At 62.9% G+C, this 19535-nt stretch carries 18 protein-coding genes; 6 read left to right on the forward strand and 12 right to left on the reverse strand.

Features of this window, described 5'->3' with window-relative positions; genetic code table 11:
* Positions 1–42: 42 nt before the first annotated feature.
* The 3 genes from E8L03_RS02350 to E8L03_RS02360 form a co-directional block, all read right to left on the reverse strand.
* A complete protein-coding gene (locus E8L03_RS02350) occupies positions 43–744 on the reverse strand; it encodes a class I SAM-dependent methyltransferase (RefSeq protein WP_171266461.1) in 702 nt (233 codons plus the stop codon).
* A gap of 138 nt (positions 745–882) precedes the next feature.
* Positions 883–2049: a SufB/SufD family protein gene (locus E8L03_RS02355; protein WP_144305560.1), complete on the reverse strand. Its 1167-nt coding sequence runs from the start codon at positions 2047–2049 to the stop codon at positions 883–885.
* 30 nt (positions 2050–2079) lie between these two features.
* Positions 2080–2838, reverse strand: coding sequence for an ABC transporter ATP-binding protein (locus E8L03_RS02360; protein ID WP_144305561.1), 759 nt, complete (start codon positions 2836–2838; stop codon positions 2080–2082).
* A 310-nt stretch (positions 2839–3148) separates the two neighbouring features.
* Here E8L03_RS02360 and E8L03_RS02365 point away from each other — a divergent pair, with 310 nt between their 5' ends.
* Together E8L03_RS02365 and E8L03_RS02370 are read left to right on the forward strand one after the other, a co-directional pair.
* Positions 3149–3985: a hypothetical protein gene (locus E8L03_RS02365; RefSeq protein ID WP_171266462.1), complete on the forward strand. Its 837-nt coding sequence runs from the start codon at positions 3149–3151 to the stop codon at positions 3983–3985.
* Between the two features lie 141 nt (positions 3986–4126).
* Entirely contained in the window at positions 4127–4972 is an 846-nt protein-coding gene (locus E8L03_RS02370; RefSeq protein ID WP_171266463.1) for a metallophosphoesterase, read from the forward strand.
* Between the two features lie 9 nt (positions 4973–4981).
* On the opposite strand, the gene E8L03_RS02375 is transcribed toward E8L03_RS02370, so the two are convergent.
* From E8L03_RS02375 to E8L03_RS02390, 4 genes are all read right to left on the reverse strand, one after another.
* A complete protein-coding gene (locus E8L03_RS02375) occupies positions 4982–5848 on the reverse strand; it encodes an EamA family transporter (RefSeq protein WP_171266464.1) in 867 nt (288 codons plus the stop codon).
* Positions 5849–5906: 58 nt separating this feature from the next.
* On the reverse strand, positions 5907–6839 hold the full coding sequence (gene rarD, locus E8L03_RS02380) for an EamA family transporter RarD (RefSeq protein ID WP_244963632.1): 933 nt from the start codon (positions 6837–6839) through the stop codon (positions 5907–5909).
* A 232-nt stretch (positions 6840–7071) separates the two neighbouring features.
* Positions 7072–7845: a cysteine hydrolase family protein gene (locus E8L03_RS02385; protein WP_244963634.1), complete on the reverse strand. Its 774-nt coding sequence runs from the start codon at positions 7843–7845 to the stop codon at positions 7072–7074.
* Positions 7846–7944: 99 nt separating this feature from the next.
* Positions 7945–8283 (reverse strand): TraR/DksA family transcriptional regulator, encoded by a 339-nt coding sequence (locus E8L03_RS02390; protein ID WP_144305565.1) that lies wholly within the window; start codon positions 8281–8283, stop codon positions 7945–7947.
* 287 nt (positions 8284–8570) lie between these two features.
* Between E8L03_RS02390 and greA the strand changes: the two genes are divergently transcribed.
* The gene (gene greA / locus E8L03_RS02395) at positions 8571–9056 is read left to right on the forward strand and encodes a transcription elongation factor GreA (RefSeq protein ID WP_144305566.1); all 486 of its coding nucleotides are present in this window, start codon (positions 8571–8573) and stop codon (positions 9054–9056) included.
* Positions 9057–9206: 150 nt separating this feature from the next.
* Here the strand turns inward: greA and E8L03_RS02400 are convergent, their stop codons facing one another.
* The 4 genes from E8L03_RS02400 to E8L03_RS02415 all read right to left on the reverse strand — a co-directional run bounded on the left by E8L03_RS02400 (position 9207) and on the right by E8L03_RS02415 (position 13314).
* Positions 9207–9767 (reverse strand): tetratricopeptide repeat protein, encoded by a 561-nt coding sequence (locus E8L03_RS02400; protein ID WP_171266465.1) that lies wholly within the window; start codon positions 9765–9767, stop codon positions 9207–9209.
* A gap of 68 nt (positions 9768–9835) precedes the next feature.
* Positions 9836–10570: a tetratricopeptide repeat protein gene (locus E8L03_RS02405; protein WP_171266466.1), complete on the reverse strand. Its 735-nt coding sequence runs from the start codon at positions 10568–10570 to the stop codon at positions 9836–9838.
* Positions 10571–10697: 127 nt separating this feature from the next.
* Positions 10698–11585, reverse strand: a complete 888-nt coding sequence (locus E8L03_RS02410) for a flagellin N-terminal helical domain-containing protein (RefSeq protein WP_144305569.1) — start codon at positions 11583–11585, stop codon at positions 10698–10700.
* Positions 11586–12036: 451 nt separating this feature from the next.
* Positions 12037–13314: a cation:proton antiporter gene (locus E8L03_RS02415; protein ID WP_144305570.1), complete on the reverse strand. Its 1278-nt coding sequence runs from the start codon at positions 13312–13314 to the stop codon at positions 12037–12039.
* Positions 13315–13759: 445 nt separating this feature from the next.
* Between E8L03_RS02415 and E8L03_RS02420 the strand changes: the two genes are divergently transcribed.
* The 3 genes from E8L03_RS02420 (at position 13760) to E8L03_RS02430 (ending at position 17558) form a co-directional block, all read left to right on the forward strand.
* On the forward strand, positions 13760–14371 hold the full coding sequence (locus E8L03_RS02420; RefSeq protein WP_144305571.1) for a C40 family peptidase: 612 nt from the start codon (positions 13760–13762) through the stop codon (positions 14369–14371).
* Between the two features lie 515 nt (positions 14372–14886).
* Complete coding sequence (locus E8L03_RS02425; RefSeq protein WP_171266467.1) at positions 14887–16656, forward strand: copper resistance system multicopper oxidase; 1770 nt, start codon at positions 14887–14889, stop codon at positions 16654–16656.
* A 17-nt stretch (positions 16657–16673) separates the two neighbouring features.
* On the forward strand, positions 16674–17558 hold the full coding sequence (locus tag E8L03_RS02430) for a copper resistance protein B (RefSeq protein WP_171266468.1): 885 nt from the start codon (positions 16674–16676) through the stop codon (positions 17556–17558).
* Between the two features lie 109 nt (positions 17559–17667).
* Here E8L03_RS02430 and E8L03_RS02435 read toward each other — a convergent pair whose 3' ends face one another.
* The gene (locus E8L03_RS02435) at positions 17668–19383 is read right to left on the reverse strand and encodes a carboxypeptidase regulatory-like domain-containing protein (protein WP_171266469.1); all 1716 of its coding nucleotides are present in this window, start codon (positions 19381–19383) and stop codon (positions 17668–17670) included.
* Positions 19384–19535 lie beyond the last annotated feature (152 nt).

Below are 19535 nucleotides of genomic sequence, written 5' to 3' on the forward strand. Positions count from 1 at the left end.
CGACGCCACTCGCAGGCGTGAGGGGGTACCCGCGGCCTGTTATCAGCTTTTTTCCGCCAGCAGGGAGATGCGCCAGCCTTCGTCGTACTCCTCGATGCCGGAGCGGTCGCGCTGCACGTGGCCGGACCAGTCCAGCTCCTTCCAGGCGTAGCCGAAGTGGCCGAGCATCATGGCCAGGGCCTTGCGCGACGGCCAGCCCACGATGATCTTGTTGTCCTTGGTCGAGGCGTCCCAAAAGGCGTCGCCGGGCTTGGCCGCGTTGTCGTAGCGCAGCTCGACCACGTTGGCGTCCAGCATGGATATGTTCGTGTCCAGGAAGAGCCGCCGGGCCTCGAAACGCTGGAGCTCGGTGAGCAGGGCCACGTGGTTGTGCACGTGATAGAAGAAGCCGAGGCAGAAGATGGTGTCTATTTTCTTGGACAATCGGGGCAGGGTCTCGAAGATGCCGCCCGCGATGAACTCGTAGCGGTCCTTGTCCACGCCGAGCTCCTCGAAGGAGTCGCGTGCGCGCTGGACCAGTTCGCCCCGCGCCTCCACGCCGATAACCTTTTCCGCACCTGCCTCCAGAGCGGCGAAGGACCAGCGGCCGTCGTGGCTGGCCAGGTCCAACACCGTTGCCCCCTGCAAAAGCTCCCGGTGCGGCTCGATGATCACCTCGTGCCGGCTGTTCATGCGGTTGGGGTGGGGTCCGGCCTGGGCGGTCTCATAGAACACTGGGTAGTGGTCGAAGAATCGTTGGGCCACGGTTGCTCGCTCCGGTTGGCTGTTCAGGGGGCTCTGCATGCAAAACGGGCCGGCGCTCCTTGCTGAAACGCCGGCCCGGTGGTCTCGATGTGTAATGGCCGCGGTGCGTCTATGGACCTTTTTGCCTGATGCGTCGGGCTACATGGAGTCCGTATCCGTGTTGGCCACGGTCTTTTCCACGATTTCCCGCAGCTCCGGCGGCAGGCCCATGATGTCCACGTTCAGGAAGCCGCGGACAATGGTGGAGGTGGCTTCGTCCTCGTCCAGACCGCGGGCCATGAGGTACTCGATTTCTTCCTGGGCGATCTTGCCGACGGCGGCCTCGTGGGAGAGCTCCACGCCGTCCACAGTGGCCTTCAGCTCCGGGATGGCGTGGATCACGCCGCCGCCGAGAATGAGGCCCTTGCACTCCAGGTGGCCGCGGGCCGGAACATCGTTACCGCCGATGAAGCCGCGGTTCACGATGGTGCCACCGGTGGTCAGGGTGCGGGCGATGATCTCGCAGCGGGTGTCCGGCGCGTTCATGTGCACGCCGCCGCCGATGTCCACGTAGGAGCCGTCCGGCGCAACGATGATGGAGTTGAGCCGCGCCACGGCGCCCGTTCCGTTGAGGTGGATCATGGGATAGGACTGGAGGTCCTTCACCCTCTTGAGCAGCACGTAGTTGTTGACGAAGGAGCCGCCTTCCTCCACCACGGCGGCGGTGCGCGGCCGCACGGAGGTTTCCTCGCCCCAGTTGTGGATCATGGTGAAGGTGAGCGTGGCGTTCTTCTTCACGTAGATCTCGGAGATGCCGAGGTGGGCCGCTTCCTTCACGCCGTGGGCCACGGAGCAACCGGTGAGGATGTGCAGCTCGGAGTCCTCTTCGGCGATGATGATGTTGTGGACGTTCTGGCCCACCTTCTCGCCCTTGATGAAGAGGCAGGACTGCACCGGCTCCTTGATCTTGGCGCCTTTCTCAGACCTGATGAAGTAGCCGCCGTGCAGGGTTTCCGCGGTGGCGCGGGTGTACTCGTCCTTGTTTTTGTCGACCTTCTGCCAGTAGTACTCGGGCAGGCCATCGTACTTTTCCAGCGCCTGCTTGATGTCGAGGATTTCGACGCCGGGAACCTTGGACTTGCAGTGGGCGTTGCCGTGGTTCATGTGCAGGAAGGAGCCGCTGCGCTCGCGTTCAAGCACGTCCACACCGGCCATGAGCAGCTCTTTCTTGTCCTCTTCGCTCAGGGTGGTGAGGTCCTCGATGGGGGTGTCCCACTGCGCACTGGTAAAGTCGAATTGCGACAGATCGATATCGTGTTCAGCCATGGTGTTCTCCGTATATGCGGGGTGGGGCGGTTACTGCAGGCAGCGCACGCATTCCTGATAGCCGTATTTGCCGACGTGCTCCAGAATGTCGCGCGGGTTGGCCTGGCAGCAGAGGTAGCCGTTGTAGAGCACCTGGCCCCTGTCTGCATTGATATAGTCCAGGATGTAGCCTGTGTGGGTGATGATGAGGCCCGACGTGGTGCGCTTGCTCTTGAGCTCCTTCATGGACTTGTCCGGAATGGGCTGGATGTCGTTCTCCAGGAGCTGCTTCACGGTCTTGCCGATGAGGTGCATGTTCTCCAGGTCCACGCCGGACTCGGGCTCGTCGAAGAGCACCAGGGACGGCTCCTGCGCCATGAGCTGCAGCAGCTCGGAGCGCTTGATCTCGCCGCCGGAGAAGCCGGCGTTGATGTCGCGATCCAGGAACTGGTCGAAGTTGACCTGCTTGGCCAGGCCCTCCACGTCCACCTTGCGGCCCTGGCCGCACATCTCGACCAGGTGGCTGGTCTTGAGGCCGTGGATGGTGGGCGGCCGCTGGAAGGACATGCCGATGCCCAGGCGGGCGCGTTCATAGATGGGCGCGTGGGTGATGTCCACGCCCTTGAACATGATGGAGCCTTCGGTGATCTCGTAGTTGCCAAAACCCATCAGTGTCATGAGCAGGGTCGTCTTGCCGGAGCCGTTGGGCCCAAACAAAATAAAGGTGGATCCTTCTTCGATATCGAGGTTGATCCCCTTAAGAACTTCCCGCTCGCCAATGTTGACGTGCAGGTTCTTGATTGACAGCATGTTATCAACCCTCCGGGGTTTTTGACGCCGGGTATCATTCCGGCATGGTATGTAATGACCGCAACATCCATTATATGCGACATAACTCGTGCTGCGTCAATGCGCTCTGATGTCGGGTTCGGTATCTGGACAGTCAAAAGGGCTGGTGATAAATACGAAGGGCGCGCGGTGGGTCCGGCTGGACAGGCGGCGAAAGCGGCTTTGTCGGCACGGTGATTCAGGGCCTCGCGCGGCGCGATTTTTCGTCCCAGGCAGCCAACAATCCGTATCCACAGGCGCCTCGCGCCCAAGCACAAAAAAAGAATCCCCCATGTCCTTCACGATCTACCCGATGTCTCCGCTGTCCAAATCCCTGCGGTTCGCTCCGGAATCCCGAGTCGCTTCCATCGCCGACACCCGCCTGGCCGCTTTGCTGCTGGCCCTGCTTCTGGCCGCGGCGTTCTTCGTCTGCTCCGCCTCCACGGCGTCTGCCCAGATGCTTCCCGGCGCGCAGTTCGGCATGCCCTACAAAGACGCGGTCAAGGCGCTGCGCAAGGCCAAGCACGATCCGAACGCCGACTTCACCAAGACCATTGCGAACATCACCCTGGGCCTGGAGTTCATGCACGGCGCGCCCATCTTCACGGTGGATACGGGCGTGATCATGGCCAACACCTACGGCTACTACCCGCTGTTTTTCTACAAGGACCGCCTCTTTGGCGTGAAACGGCCCATCACCCGACTCAGCGAGTTCACCGCGCTGAAGAACGCCTATCCCCAGGGCCGCTACCGCTTCCACAAGTTCCCGCACTACGACCGGCAGCAGCGCATCTTTCTGCTGAAGACGCCCTCGATGTACGGCTTCACCAACAACCACAACGATCTCTACCTGTACGACGAGGCCATGCGCCAAGAGATCATTTCCCGGGTTCGCGGCTCCTACTGCTGGCACACCAAGATGTACAGCCCGAACCTGAAGAGGTTCGTGCCCGAGTATGCCCAGTGTGTGGAGCAGTTCCGGCCCGTGTCGCAGCAGCTTCTGTCCGAGGACCTGGAAAGCTGCAAGCAGTACTGCTCGGACACGCCGAACATGTTCAGCTCCGACGCCTGCCCGAAGATCTGCGAGGAAGCGTACAAGCAGGTGCTGCAGACGAGCGCGCAGAACTAGGGTATACGTCTTGTCTCAAGACGAAGATGCGCGAGTGTTCAGCCGATTTGCCTGATTCGACCGGCGCCGGCCCGATGTGGCGGCGCCGGTTTTTTTGAAGCGGCTATTCCGCCGCTTCCGGAAACATTATACGATGCACGAATGAAACGCCGCACCTTTATCCGAAGCACCCTGCTGGGCGTTGCAGGCGTGCCCCTCCTTGCTGCAGAAGGTCTCGCGGAACCCAACCGCTTTGAAGTGACGCGTACGCGGCTCGTCAACAACAAGCTGAGCCGGACTCTGAGAATCGTCCAGGTGACCGACATGCACCTGACGTACCGGGGCAATGACGATAGCATTCCTGGCCTTGTGAACAGTCTGGAGCCGGATTTAGTTCTCTTTACTGGGGACTATGTCGATCACGGCACTGGAACGCCGCCCGACATGCAGCGATTTCGCAGCTTCATCCACGAGTTTGACTCAACGACGCCCATGTTCGCCATATTCGGCAACTGGGATCGCGGCTACGAAGGACGGCTGTTCAAGCGGACACTGGTGCGCTCGGTCCGCAATCGCAGAGAATCCGTGGTGATCGACGGCAACACCGTATCGATTACCGGGATGGACTACTACCATCCAGACATGCAGTTGCTGCAAACAGCAGTCAATGGCGCCGATCTGAGCTGCGTACTCTACCACTCGCCGGATATGGTGGTCTTTGCCGAGCCCACTGGCTACTACGATCTCATGCTTGCCGGCCATACCCACGGCGGCCAGGTGCGGCTCCCTTTTCTGCGGCTGCTCCAGGACGGCCACGGCTCGTTCCCCTGGCCCGGCGCAATCATCACCGGCACCTATACCGGCACCCGCTACCAGTCCGGCCTGTACCGGCTGCAGAACATGGACCTCTACGTGAGCAGAGGGCTCGGTGAAACCGACGGCATTCCCTTCCGCTTCCTCTGCCGTCCGGAGTTGGCGGTCATCGAGATCGGTCCGGAAGGGACGTAACTGGGGCGTCTACCGCGCCACATAGGTCAGGCACGCGCCCACGATGATCAGGGCCACGCCCACGGCGCGGGGCAGGGTGACTTGCTCCCGCAGCATGAACCAGCCCAGACCCACGCCCACCACCAGGCTGATCTGCCGCAGCGCACCCACGTACGTCACCTTGCCCAGGTTCAGGGCAAAGAGCATGAGCACGAAGGACAGAGTGTTCAGCGTGGCCACGGCCAGGATGCGCCACTTGTTCAGGCTCCACTCCCGGCGCACGGCACCGCGCTCCAGCCGTCGCAGGGACGGGATGAAGTACGCATTGGACGCCAGGGTGTAGCAGTACATGTAGATGAAGGGGTGGATGTGGCGGACGGCCTCCTTGCCCCACAGCGTGTACAGCGCCACGGTAAAGGCGGCCAGCACGGCCAGGGCGAATCCCCAGCCGGCCCCGTCCATGCGCAGCGTTGGCCGCGACGGCCGAAAGTTCCGCAGCTGGATGACCAGCACCCCGGCCGTGACGCAGATGACCGAGGCCCAGCCCACGCCGTCGATGCGTTCCCCAAAGAAAAGAAAGGCGAGAAACGGCAGGAAGATCGTGCTGGCTCGGGAGACCGGGTAGGCTATGGTCAGGTCGAGCCGCTTGTAGCTGTTGGCCAGGCAGACATAGTTGGCCACGGCCAGCAGCGTGCCCACGGCGGCGAACCACAGCGCATCAAGGGGCAGCCCCCACCGCGCCACGGCAAAGGCGAAGGGGATGGCGTAGATGACCGGCTCGGCCAGCTTGCTCAGGCCCAGAAAGGCGTCTTTGTCGTAGGCGCGTTTGAACAGGAAGTTCCAGTAGCCGTGCGCCGCGGCCGAAAGAATGACGAGTAGGAAAGGAAGTCCTTGCATGACAGACTGGTGGACCCGGCCGGGACAGCGTTGAAGGGCCGGGGCAAAGGCTTGAACGTTATTCGGCGCTCCGCACCTGCGTGATCTTCCGATGCTCGATCAGGCCGTCTGTCACGTACACGGCCACACCCGTCCAGATGCAGGCGAAGGTTACGAGCTTGGTTGCGCCAAATGGCTCGTGGAAGACAAAGACGCCCAGCAGGAACATGCACGTGGGCGAGAGGTACTGCGCGATGCCCAGGGTGGGCAGAGGCAGCCGCCGCGCTCCGAAGGTGAACAGCAGGAGCGGGATGGAGGTGACGACTCCGGCGCAGACGAGCAGCGTGATCTGCAACCCGCCGCCGGTGACCAGGCCGCCCACGCCGTGCATCTCCTGCCAGAGGATGTAGCCGCCGGCCGGAAGGGAAAGGAGCAGGGTCTCCAGAAAGAGGCCGGGCACGGGCAGCACGGCCACCACCTTGCGCACCAGGCCGTAGAAGCCGAAGGAGAAGGCCAGGCCCAGGGCGATCCACGGCAGCCTGCCGAAATCAACAACCATCACCAGCACGCCGGTTATGGCAAAGCCCACAGCCACCCATTGCAGCCGCCGCAGCTTGTCCTTGAAGAACACCATCCCCAGCAGCACGTTGACCAGTGGGTTGATGTAGTAGCCCATGGACGCTTCCACCACGTGGGCGTGGTTCACGGACCAGATGTACAGCCCCCAGTTGGCCGAGACGAGCACGCTGCTGATCAGGAGCAGCGCTATGGTGCGCCTGGAGGCCAGGGCCTCGCGGACCTCGTGGAAGCGGCCGGCCAGGACAAGCACCAGGGCCGTGAACACGGCGGACCAGACAATGCGGTGGCAGAGGATCTCGAAGGAGGGGATGGTATCCAGCTGCTTCCAGTAGAGGGGCAGCACGCCCCAGAGCAGAAAGGAGCCCAGCGCCGCGATAATGCCGGACGGCGAGGCTGCAGGCGGCGTGTGCGATGTGGGCTGTTGCATGGACATGGGCCGATCACGCTATGCCCGAAGCGCCCGCCCTGCAAGGGAAAAGTGATGTTCTTGAGGAGGGGAACTGGCGCAGTGGGGCGCAACAATTCAGCGCAACGGCACACAGAGAGGTGGACCGCTCCTGCGACCAATGGCGGTTTATTGTAAGGCGTTGTTTCTCCGTCGGAAGCAACGCCGGAGTCCGGCGCGTCGATTCCCGGTCATCAAGCGGACGGCTGACCGCTCCGGCCTATTCCGCCGGGAAGGTCATGCGGTCGCTGCGCGTGATGGTGATCTTGCCGCGCGTGGCCGGGCCGGTGAGCAGCAGCTCCACCGTGGCCTGCTCGGCATAAAGGTCCTCGGCCGAGATGCAGTCCACCGGCAGGATGATGTGCATGCCGCGGAAGCCGGCGGCGGTGGCCGTGTGGAGCACGGCGCCATGCGCTGCGGTGCCGGTAATGATGACGTTTTTGATGCGGCGCCTGTTCAGGTATGATTCCAGGTTGGTGTTCCAGAATTTGTCCACACTGGAGCCCACGACGATCTCACCGGGATGCGGCTTCACCGGGTCGAGGATGGTGCGGATGGAGCCCTTGGTGGTGACGCTGTAGACCACGGTGATGCCGGTCTCGCGCGCCTTGTCCATAAGCTTCGCGATGCGCGGCACGGTGTCCAGGCAGCGGGGCCGGCGCTCGGCGTTGCAGGTGCGCTCCTCGATGTCCAGGATGAGCAGGGCGGTGTCGGGTTTGACGGTGACGTCCTCGATTGTCGGCGCGGGCGGCCTCTCGACCATGTCCCAGTCCTCGTCGATGGAGCCGGCCCGTGTATCGGGTTGCGAGCTGGGCTGGGCTTCAGTCTGGACCACGGTCTGGTTGGCCTGGTCGGCTGTCTGGTCGGCATCCTGGTCCGCAGTCTGGGCGTGCACGGCCGCGGGAGATGCAAGGAGGGCGAGTCCGAGGAAGAAAGCGGCGAGGAGCGAACGGCGGCACAGCAGCGAGTGTGTCCGGCGGAACATGAGCGGCATGTCGAACCTCCTTCAGCAGGATGCGCGAAATCGCGCCAGGAAGCGCGGGGGGTGAATCCTGTATAACGCAGGTAGGACAAGCGGGCCAGAGGCGGCGACCTACTCGGCGCACTCCACGCAGCAGTCGCACTCCGGCAGGGCCAGGAGCCGGGCTATGGGGATGGCCTCGCCGCACTCGGCGCAGGTGCCGAAATCCGGGTCGTCGATGCGCTTGAGCGCGTGCTGCAGACGGACGAGGCGCGTGCGCGACTGGGAGAGCGAGGACTGGTTGATGCCCTGGTTGAGCATGGTGTCCAGTCGGGAGAGCCGGCCGATGGCCGCGTCGGGAGCCACGGGGTTCAGGCCCTGCTCCAGCCGTGCAATGGATTCCTCCAGGCCGTCTATCTCGCGTTGCATGCGCTCGCGCAGCTCGTTTCTCTGTTGGGTAGTGAGGGTCATGGTCTGGTCCTGTTGCGTCGTCAAGTTTACCGTATTTGCATGAAAACAGAAAAAGGAATACTTTTCAAACAGCAGCAGGTTGGTCATGGGGGCAGGGCTGCTGAAAAACTGGTCTGCGGCAGCGGGAAATGGTCCTGAAGGACTTGACCACGAGCCCCTTTTGCCTTACCAACCACTTTCCCTCGGATGCCGAATCTGTCGATACGCCGGCGCGCGCATGTGCGTCGCGGCGGTATTCGACGTCCTTTTTCTATTCCACAACCGAAGGTTTTTCCCAAGGATTTGACATGAGCAGTATTCCCATTTCCCAGGAAGGATTGAAGCGACTCAAGGATGAGCTCGAACGGCTCAAGAGCGAGCGGCCGGGCGTTATCCAGGCCATCAAGGAAGCCCGCGAAGAGGGCGACCTGAAAGAGAATGCCGGATATGACGCGGCGCGTGAGCGCCAGGGCATGCTCGAAGCGCGGATCAACTACATCGAGTCCCGCTTACCGCAGTTCAACGTCATCGATTTGAAGACCCTTGGCGGCGAGACCGTTATCTTCGGCGCCACTGTGGAGATCGAAGACGTGGAGAGCGGCGAGTCCAAGACCTACACCCTGCTCGGTCCGGACGAGTCCGAGCCCAACAAGGGCTCCATCTCCGTCCTGTCGCCTGTGGGCCGTGCCCTGCTGGGCAAGGAGGTAGGTGACGAGGTGGTGGTGGAGGTGCCCCGCGGCCGCGTGGAGTACGAGATCCTCTCCGTCAAGTTCAACGGGTCCGCCTGCCTCTAGCTTGCAATCCAGCCTTTCGGCTACGCAATATGCAAGGCCGGCCGGTGCGTACACCGGCCGGCCTTTTGCTATGATTTCGTTCGTTGGCTCTCAAGAAGCTGCTGGAACGTCTTCTCACAGCAGCCAGCGGGAGGTCTTCAACAGCCTGCGTTAGTCCATGGTCAGGTTTTCTATGGACGGATCGAGTTGCCTGGCCCGGGCGAAGTCCGCCTTGGCATTGTCGACCTGACCCAGGTTGAGCCAGGCAAAGGCGCGGTTGTTGTAGGCGCGGGCGTAGTCTGGCCGCATGCGGATTGAGGCGGTGTAGTCCTCGATGGCCCGGCGGTCGTCGCCGAGGTCCACCCAGGTGTTGCCTCGCGACATGTAGCTCACCGGATCGGGCCGGTTGTCGATGGCGTGGGTGAAGTCGTCGATGGCCTTGTCGTACTGGCCGAAGTCGCGCCACAGGGCGCCGCGGTTATTGTAGACGTAGGTGAGCAGGTGCTCGCCGTGGTTGAGCTCGTTGGAGTCGATGACCAGGGTGTAGAGGGCGAGGGCCTCGTGGCGGTCGCCTGCCTGGTGCGCGCGGATAGCGCTGTTGGCTGTTTTGACGATGTCCAGTCCGGCCGTTGCCGGCTTTGCCGTGATAATCAGGAACGAGCACAGCATGAGGACTGCGAGCAGACCGCGGTATGCGTGGCGATGTGCCGGGCGGTGGTGTCGATGAGCCATGTACGGGCCTCCGTGTTACTGCGTAGGGGGCAGGTTCTGGGGTGGTGCGGGTTGGTGTAAAAACGGAATCAGCCTGCGGCCGTCTCCGTGGTGTCGACCTTCTGCGGAGCGTCGCCTGTGGCGAGATCCGCCGCCATCTCCATGGTGGTGGAGTAGGCCGCCTCGATATAGTTTTCCAGGGTCGCCACCAGGCCGTCCACGGCCGCGTCCAGGGAGGCGTCATCCGTGTCTTCCTGTTTGGCGAACCTCTCCAGGGCCGTGGCCAGCCCCTCCAGGGTGGGCGCTGCCTCGGGCCTGTCTTCGTCCAGGGATATGCGCAGCCTGGCGGCCGCCTTGTCCAGCTTGCCGCAACGCGCCAGGGCGCAGGCCAGGCACAGCGAGGCGCAGGAGGCGGGCCAGCGGTAGAGGCTGTCCCCGATCGAATCGCGCACGACGCGCTCGAACTCCACGCGGCTCTGCACGATGGCGCCGTCCCGGTACAGGATGCGGCCCAGCAGCAGCCGCGCCTCCCTGTTCTTGGGATGCTCCTTCACGTACGGCCGCATGGCCGCGATGGCCTCGTCCGGCTGCCCCAGGCTGATGGCCTCCAGGGCTCGGCCGGGTAGAGACTCCGCACGATTCTCCGGCGATGCCCCGGCGCTTTTCCTGCCACGGCTTTTGGGGCGCTCGTCCTCGTCCGGCAGGCTCTCGTCCAGCCGGGAGCGCACGCGATCGGCCCAGTCGCTCAGACCGCCAGGCCGGAACTTCGTGAACAGCTCGCGTCTCGACAGTTTGGTCTTGTGTTCGTCGTTGGCCAAAGCCATGTCCTCCGTTCGGCACGATACGCTCTGCCCCATGGCCAGTCAACGAAGGCCGGACCCGCCAAACAAAAAGCCGGACCGCCGAAGCGGCCCGGCCTGGTAGCCTCGATGAGTGATGCGTTGCGCGGAACTAGCCGAGCAGCTGCATCGCCATCCGCGGCAGGGAGTTGGCCTGCGAGAGCATGGCCACCGCGGACTGGGTGAGGATCTGGTTGCGCACGAAGTTCGTCATCTCCGAGGAGACGTCCACGTCGGAGATGCGGGACTCGGCGGCCTGCAGGTTCTCGGACTGGATCTCCAGGTTGGTGATGGTGTTCTGCAGGCGGTTCTGCAGAGCGCCCAGGTTCGCGCGGATTTTGTCCTTGGAGACAATGGCGTCTTCCAGGGCCACGAGAGCCTTCTGCGCACCTTCCTGCGTGGAAATGGAGAAGCCGTCGCCGCTTGCGGACTGGTTGCCCACACCCAGGCTCGACGCGGTCGCGCTGTTGATCTGGATGTAGTAGTAGTCCTCGGCGGAGTCGTTGGCCGTGCCGAAGTGGACCTTCATCTTGCCGGTGGACTGCAGACCGGAGCCGTCGTGGCTGCTCGAAGACAGGTTGCCGTTGAGCAGGTAGACGCCGTTGAAGTCCGTGGCGTTGGCGATACGGGTGATTTCCGAAGCCATGGCCTGATACTCGGAGTCGATGATCAGACGCTGGTCGGAGCTGTAGGTACCGGTGGAGGCCTGCTCGGCCAGTTCCTTCATGCGGATCAGCTTTTCGTCGATAACGCCCAGGGCGCCGTCGGCCGTCTGAATCAGGCTGATGGCATCGTTGGCGTTGCGCACACCCTGGTTCAGGGCAGATATATCCGACCGCATGAGCTCGCGAATGGCGAGACCCGCAGCATCATCAGCCGCCGTGCCGACCCGAAGGCCGGAGGAGAGTCGACGGACAGAGGTGCCAAGGTCACCATACGAAGTGCGCAGGTTGCGCGCTGCGTTGGTTGCCATCAAGTTGTGATTGATAACCAGAGACATTCCGTTCCTCCTTGAATGGATTCATGTTGAGCAAATGCTTCCTTGCTTAGCTCACAGGCATCACGTTGTGTGCATCCTTGGGTGCGCATCCCTCCTTTGCATTCGGGTTTTCAGATTATGCCAGTGACATCTTCCCTATCGTCCGCGGAGGAGCCGAACTTTATGGTGATTCATGCGACCAATTTCAATTGCAGCCCTTGTGGCAGAAGGTTTCTATAAAGACGGGAGGATGCGCAGAGGGCCACGCGCAGAGAAATTGTTGAAACGGTCCGAAGCGGGCTTCGCAACCATACTGATTGAGACGGGATACCGTCCCTGGGAGTGAGGAATGGCCCTGTGATCCGGCCCGATGTCCAGTAGATCGGACATCCGCCCCGGCGTGAGCAAAAGATGCCGGAGTGTGCAGGGAAAGGTGGCGAAAAGGAGTGCCCGGCGGTTCCCGGACGATTGATTAGTGGGCGTCCGGAACGGGCTGGCGCGTGACCGCGAGCTTCTCCACCAGCGGCTTGATGGTCAGCCCCTGCACCAGGATGGAGAAGGCCACCACCACGTAGGTCATGGTCAGCAGCACTTCGCGCCCGGGCGTGGCCGGCAGAGACAGCGCCAGGGCCACGGAGATGCCGCCGCGCAATCCGCCCCAGGCCATGACCCGGATGGTGCCCTTGCCGAAGTTGCGCCAATGTACGAGCAGTGCCACAGGCACCGAGATGGAGATGGTACGCGCCGCCAGGGCCACCACCACGGCGGCGAGGCCGGCGATGATGTGGTTCATCTCCAGACTGACTACCAGGGCCTCCAGCCCGATGAGCGTGAAGAGCAGGGCGTTGAGGATGTCGTCCACCAGCTCCCAGAAGGTGTCCAGATGCTGGCGGGTGGCCTCGCTCATGGCAAAGGCGCGACCGCGGTTGCCGATGAGCAGACCGGCCACCACCGAGGCCAGGGGGCCGGAGAAATGCAGCGCCTGGGCCGAGGCGTAGAGCCCCATAACCAGGGCCAGCGTAACCATGATCTCCACTTGCGGGTGGTTCACGCTTTTAAGCAGCCGGTAGCAGATGAAGCCGCCCACCAGCCCGAGGCCCAGCCCGCCCAGAACCTCTTCCACAAAGATGAAGCTCACCTCGGAGAGGCCGATGAGCTCGCCGCTGTAGGCCATTTTGTAGAGCACCAGGAAGACGACCACGCCGATGCCATCGTTGAACAGGGACTCGCCGGTGATCTTGGTTTCCAGGTTCTGGGGCGCGCCGGCGCGTTTGAGTATGCCGAGTACGGCGATGGGGTCTGTGGGCGAGATGAGCGCGCCGAAGAGGAAGCACTCCAGCGGTGCGAGGCCCAGATGGAGGATATCGCTGACAGCCCAGGTGGCCACGCCTACGAGCATGGTGGAAAGGACTACGCCCAGGGTGGCGAAAAGGCCGATCTCGGCCCATTGCTCGGCCAGGTCGTTGAAGTTGACGTGGATCGAGCCGGCAAAGAGCAGCAGGCCCAGGGCGCCTTCCAGGAGCAGGTCGCTGAAGTCGATGGAGCTGACGATGGACTCGGCCGTGGCCCCGGCCGGAACGCCCAGCGCCTCCGCAAGCAGCAGCCCGCCGGCAAAGAGCAGCGAGATGAGCATGAGCCCGATGGTCATGGGCAGCCGGGTGACGCGGATATTGACGTAGGCGAAGCCGGCGGCGAGGCTCATGAGCACGGCGACGAGGGTGGTGGGGGAGAGTGCGATGGTCGTGTCCATGCAAAAGGCTCCGGTGCGGCTTCCTGTGTATTTGAACGGATGTTCCGGGTCGGTCTGTCAGAGCTGCGGTGCTCGTGTGGCTTTGTGCGCCGGCTTGAAGAAAGTACCTGCCTTCGGCGCGCCCGCGGATGGAGGCCATTCAGGCGGATTTTTCCCTTCACACGGCTTCCCGAAACTTACCCGGTCCGTGTTGCGGAAAAGGTGAACGAAACAAGCCTTTTTCATCTAGCAACATCCTGAAATAAAATACAGAGAATGATTTAATGACAATTTCAGAATGTTGCAAAAATCAACAGCGATGGCGGCCAGTTATACCCAAAAAAAACTTTACCGGAGTCTAAACATTTAGTATACACCGTCGCGGATGGCGTCACAAGGGTATGCAACTATCCGGACCGTACATTCTGATAACTCCGGCGCCTGACACAGCGGAACACTTCATGTCATGAGACGACGTTCGACCACGTCCCGACCCATGCCGCTGCGCCTGTTCGTATTGGCCGCCGCTCTTCTTCTGGTCTCCGCCTGCGCCGCCAGGCAACCGGATGTCACTGCTCGCGCCTGCCGCCCCAGTGGCCCGGCTGTTGCCTCCAACTGTACTGAATCCCAAGACAAAAAGCTGGCCGCCTCGGTCGTGGAAACGCGTATCCTTGATGTGGCCAAGCCCTACATCGGCACGCGCTACCGCTACGGCGGCACCACGCCCAAGGGCTTCGACTGCTCCGGCTTCACCCGCTTCATGTTCGGCCAGTTCGGCGTGGAGCTGCCCCACGGCAGCCGCAGCCAGGTGGTGCTGGGCAAACCCGTGAAGCGCGAGGAGCTGCGTCCCGGCGATCTCGTGTTTTTCGACATCCGCCGCCGGGGCCGGGTCAGCCATGTGGGCATCTACCTGGGCGACTCCCGGATGATCCACGCCTCCACCCACCTGGGCGTTGTGGTCGATTCCCTGAACGATCCGTACTACGCGCGCCACTACTACACGGCGCGCCGCTTTCCGCAGCTTACCGAAGAGGTGCTGGCTCTGCTGGAGCAGCAGGCTGCGAACGAGCAGAACTAGCAGTACCCCACCTTCCGTTTTCATCAACCCTCTGATGTCGGATGGCGCGCCCGTTCGCGGTGACGCGCCAATTCGTTGCGTCGGCCGAACGATTCTGCGAACCGCGATCCGCGCGCACAGCGCGGCGGATGATGGCATAGCTACCGTGCGGCCTTCCGTCGTGGTCGAGGGTGTCCGGAGTGCAGCATCGCGCAGCAAGGCAACCGACTTCCTCGGGGGCCTCCTTGTCGTGCATCAGGAGCATGTCCGCCCAATGTATCCAACATGCTGAGGCTTTCAGTACGGGCCATGGTGATGGACAGGCGTTAGCCCAGGGAGCACGCCCGCAGGATGGCTTGCAGGCCGGGGCACGACACTCCACCAGGGTTGCGACGCCTGTCCGTGACGCGAGGGCGCACAAACCTGCCTCATGCGCGCCAGGGGCATCGCTGATCGGGTTATATTCGGCGGCGGGTGGTTTAATCTATCCGTCTATGGCATGATGAAAAATAAACTATCTTTCATGAGGAATATATATGAGTGGTTGCAAAGACCTTTCTCGAAGAAGCTTCATCAAGAAAACCGGCATCTTTTTGGCCGGAATGCAGTGCGTTTGGCCGTTGCCGGCTTGGGCGCTGTCCACCTCGCCCGGCATCGAGCAGCGCAGCCCCAAGTCCAGTTACGACCTGACCATCGGCTACTCGCCCATCACGATCGACGGCCGCGAGGGCGTCTCCACCGGGGTGAACGGCTCCGTGCCCGGGCCGCTCGTGTATCTGCGCGAGGGCGATGACGTGACATTGCGCGTGACCAACGAGCTCATGGACACGAAGCACGCCTCCATCCACTGGCACGGCATACTGGTGCCGGCCAACATGGACGGCGTGCCCGGCGTGAGCTACCGCGGCATCCCGCCGGGCGAGACCTATGTGTACCGCTACCGGGTCAAGCAGGCCGGGACGTACTGGTATCACAGCCACTCGCGCTTCCAGGAGCAGACAGGCACGTACGGGCCGCTGGTCATCCTGCCCAAGGACGGCGAGCCCTTCACCTACGATCGGGACTACCCCGTGGTGCTCTCCGACTGGTCGTTCGAGGACCCGGAAGCCATCTTCCGGCACATCAACATTCTGGGTGACTACTACAACTACCAGCGCCGGACGGTGGCGGATTTTTTCAAGGACGTCCGGGAGATGGGCCTGCTGGACACGATCGCCGAGCGCAACGCCTGGGGCAACATGCGCATGAGTCCCGTGGATCTGGCCGATGTGACAGGCCACACCTATACCTTCCTGATGAACGGCCACTCGGCGGGCATGAACTGGACCGCACTGTTCAACCCGGGCGAAACCATACGGCTGCGCTTCATCAACTCCTCCACCATGACCAATTTCGACGTGCGGATTCCGGGCCTGGACATGGAGGTCGTCATGGCCGACGGCAAGGCCGTGAAGCCGGTCTCCGTGCACGAATTCCGCATCGGCGTGGCCGAGACGTACGACGTGCTCGTCCGGCCCAGCAAAGACCAGGCATTCAACATCTTCGCCGAATCGCTGGACCGTAGCGGCTACACCCGCGGCACTCTGGCGCCCCGCGCCGGCATGCACGTGCCTCCTCCCGCATTGCGGCCGCGGCCCGTGCGCCAGCTGGAAAAGATCGGCATGGGCGGCATGGACGACAACATTTTTGGCGTGATGATGGGCGATATGAAACACGGGGACATGCAGATGGACGGCCAGGGCAAGCAGCCCAAGCAGCCGGACCCGCGCATTCCCGGACCGAACGGCCCCGAGCCTTTCAAGCCGGACGACATCGGCGTCAACGTCATCATGGTGGTCAACAATCCGCGCTACCGCCTGGACGAGCCGGGCATCGGCCTGGGGGAGGACGGCTGGCGCGTCCTCGTCTACGACGATCTGGTCTCGGCCGAACCGCAGCCATACTCCACCACGGTGGACCGCGAGATGACCATCAACATCACCGCGAACATGGAACGCTATATGTTCTCGTTCGACGGCCGGAAGTTCACCGAACAACCCGGGCCGTACTTCTTCCGGCACAACGAGCGACTGCGGCTGTTCCTGGTCAATCACACTATGATGGAGCACCCCATCCATCTGCACGGCATGTGGATGCAAATGGAGAACGGCGCGGACAAGCTGCCGTTCAAGCACACCATTCTCACAAAGCCCGGCGGGGTGGTGTCCGCACTGATAACACCGATCGAGCGCGGAGACTGGGCCTTCCACTGCCATCTGCTTTACCACATGGAGGCGGGCATGTTTCAGGTGGTTCGGGTGGCATGACGACAAGGAGAGACACGATGCACAAACTGTGGCACAGCGTGGTGCTGCTTGTCGTGTGTTCGGTCGCCATAGTCGCGGCCGCCCATGCCGGCGAGACGCCGGACAAGACAGATGAGCAGACGCCCCTTCCCCAGGCGTATGCGCTGCCGGAAGACTACAAGCCGATAGAAACGCACCCCAAACCGGGAGAGGGTATCCAGAAATACGCCGAGGACGCGCAAAGCGGCGCGCAGGCGAATTTTGGCGTGCAGCCCATCCATGACAACGAGATTTTCGCCACGCTTCTGGTGGACCGGCTGGAGTTCCAGTCCCGCGAGTGGACCGGCGCCTTTGTCTGGGACGCCACGGGCTGGGTGGGCACGGATTACAACAAACTCTACCTGGAAAGCGAGGGCACAATATTGCCCAACCAGCTCCATGTGGATGAAGCCATGTTGGAGCTGTACTACGGCCGCGCCGTGACCAAGTTCTGGGATATTCGTGCGGGCGTGCGCTGGGACGTGGAGCCCAAGCCGGAGCGGGTGTATGCGGCGCTCGGCATTCTGGGACTGGCGCCGTACTGGTTCGAGGTGGAAGCCAATGCGTACCTGAGCGACCAGGGCAACGTAACCGCTAGGCTGGAAGTGGAATACGACATCCAGATTACCCAGCGGTGGATATTGCAGCCCCGTTTCGAGACCAACGTGGCGTTCCAGGATGTGCGGAAATACAACATCGGCGCCGGCTTCAACGACTTCGAACTCGGCGTGCGGCTGCGGTTCGAGGAAGCGCGGCAGTACGCGCCCTACATCGGCCTGTCCTGGAACAGAAAGCTCGGGGAGACCGCGAAGCTGGCGAACTTCGACGGCGAGGACATCAGCCAGCTTTCCGTCGTGCTCGGCCTGCGGTTGTGGTTCTTCTAGGGGCGCGCAGTGCGCGGCGACAGGGCGGAGGCCCCGTCTTCAGCTGGAATGGGCCAGGCCATGAGCTACAGCCCTGTTTTTTTGATCCATCCCGCCACAGGGGGGCGTGTTACGGGCAGACCCCCTCGGTGCGGGCCATGGTGATGGGCTTGCACTGGCCCAGGGCGCACGCCTTCCAGAAGTCGTAGCAGGCCGAGTCCACGTCGCCGATCTCCACCAGGGTCACGGCGCGTTCCACATAGTATACCGGTTCGTCCGAGTTGAGCTGAATGGCGCGGTTGTAGTCGGCCATGGCAAGGTCGAACCGCTTGAGGGTCCGCAGGATGGAGCCGCGGGTGCGGAATGCCTCCGGGTTGCCGGGGTCCAGAGCTACGGCCTCGCTGGCCTTCTCCAGGGCGGTCTGCTTCTGCTCGTTGCGGGCATACTCCTGCGCCTCGTCCAGCAGCGCTTTGGCCTGGGCAGCCTTTTCCGGCGGCGCCTTGCTCATGGATGTCGCCTGCGGAGCAGCGGGCTCCAGAGCAACGCGGTAGGTCGTGGCCCGGCCCTTGAGCACCTCCACGCGGACGCGGCGGCTCACATAGCCCTCGGCGCGGACTTCGATGCGGTACTTGCCGGGCGACAGCTCCATGCCCTGCTCGAACTTGGGCTTGATGTTCAGGATAAGGATGTCGCTCGTCGCGGGGTCGGTCTCCAGGGTCAACGTACCGTTGCCGCCCAGCCCCTCGGCCTCCTCGTCGGCAACGAGCTTTACCGGGGGCGCGCCCAGCAGCGAGGACGAAGGCGTGGGCAGGGACGAGTCCCCCTCCAGGACCATGTTCAGCGTGGTCTGCTGGCCGGCAGTGATGGCGACCGTGGCGTTCTGCGCGGTGTAGCCGGGCCTCCGGGCTTCCAGGGTGTACTCGCCCTGATCCAGGAACATGCCCTGGGTGAAGGGCAGCTCCGTGCCGTGCAGGGTGAGGGTGGCGTCGGACGGCTCCACGTTGACGGTCAGGATGCCGGCGTTGTCGGGCAGGGTGAGGTTGTCCGGAGGCTCACCGGTTTCTACATCGGCCACCAGCACCACGCGGGTGTCGGTCTCCTTGCCGGGGCGTATGGCGACGCGTTTTTTCACCGGCGTGTAGCCCTCGCGTTCCACAGCCACGGTGTACTCACCCGGGGGAAGCTGCATGCCCGAGTCGTAGGGCGCGTCAACGCCTTCCACGGCGATGGTGGCGTCGGGCGGCGAGGCCTCCACGACCAGCGTGCCCGGCTGCTCCGAAGCGTCGGCTGCCGGGTCCTCGCCTGTCCTGGTCATGGTGACCGTGACGCGGGTCTCCTCGCCGGGCTTGATTGTGGCCGAGAACACGGCGGTCTCGTAACCGTCCTTGTTGGCGTCCAGACTGTAGGTCCTGGCCGGCAGCTCCACCCCTTGCTTGAACTTGGTGCTGACGTCCAGGATGCGGATGACGGCGTCCTGCGGGTCGATGTCCACAAAGAGTTTGCCGGGGACGTCCGGGTTGGCCGGATCGTCCTTGGGCAGGGGCACGGCCGGGTCGCGCTGGAGCGTCACCTTGACGCGCAGGGTCTGGCCGTCCGCCAGACGGAACTGCTTGTACTGGGTGAGGTAGCCCTTGCGGCGTACGTCAATGACGTAGTTGCCGGCGGGCAGGGCGATGCCCTGCTTGAACTTGGGCTTGATCTCCAGCAACCGCACCTGGGCGTCGGCCGGCTCCGTATCCACAAAAAGCGTGGCGGTGCGCGGTCCGGAAACCTTGCGCTGGGCATGGGCGAGAGCCGGGAACAGAAGCAGCAGGACCAGAACCAGTATGGAGAGCCGACGTTGCATAGGGTATTCTTGGGTGGAATTTGATGGAGTTCGATTCATAGAGCCTTTCGGAGGCGAGTTCAAGGGCGGCGCAAAAATGTGAACAGCGCGTGTCGGCCTGTGCTATTAAGGGCATGGGCGTGGTGATAATGGCGGCCATGGGCGCGAATATT

Source organism: Oceanidesulfovibrio marinus, from assembly GCF_013085545.1.
GTDB classification, from domain to species: Bacteria; Desulfobacterota; Desulfovibrionia; order Desulfovibrionales; family Desulfovibrionaceae; genus Oceanidesulfovibrio; species Oceanidesulfovibrio marinus.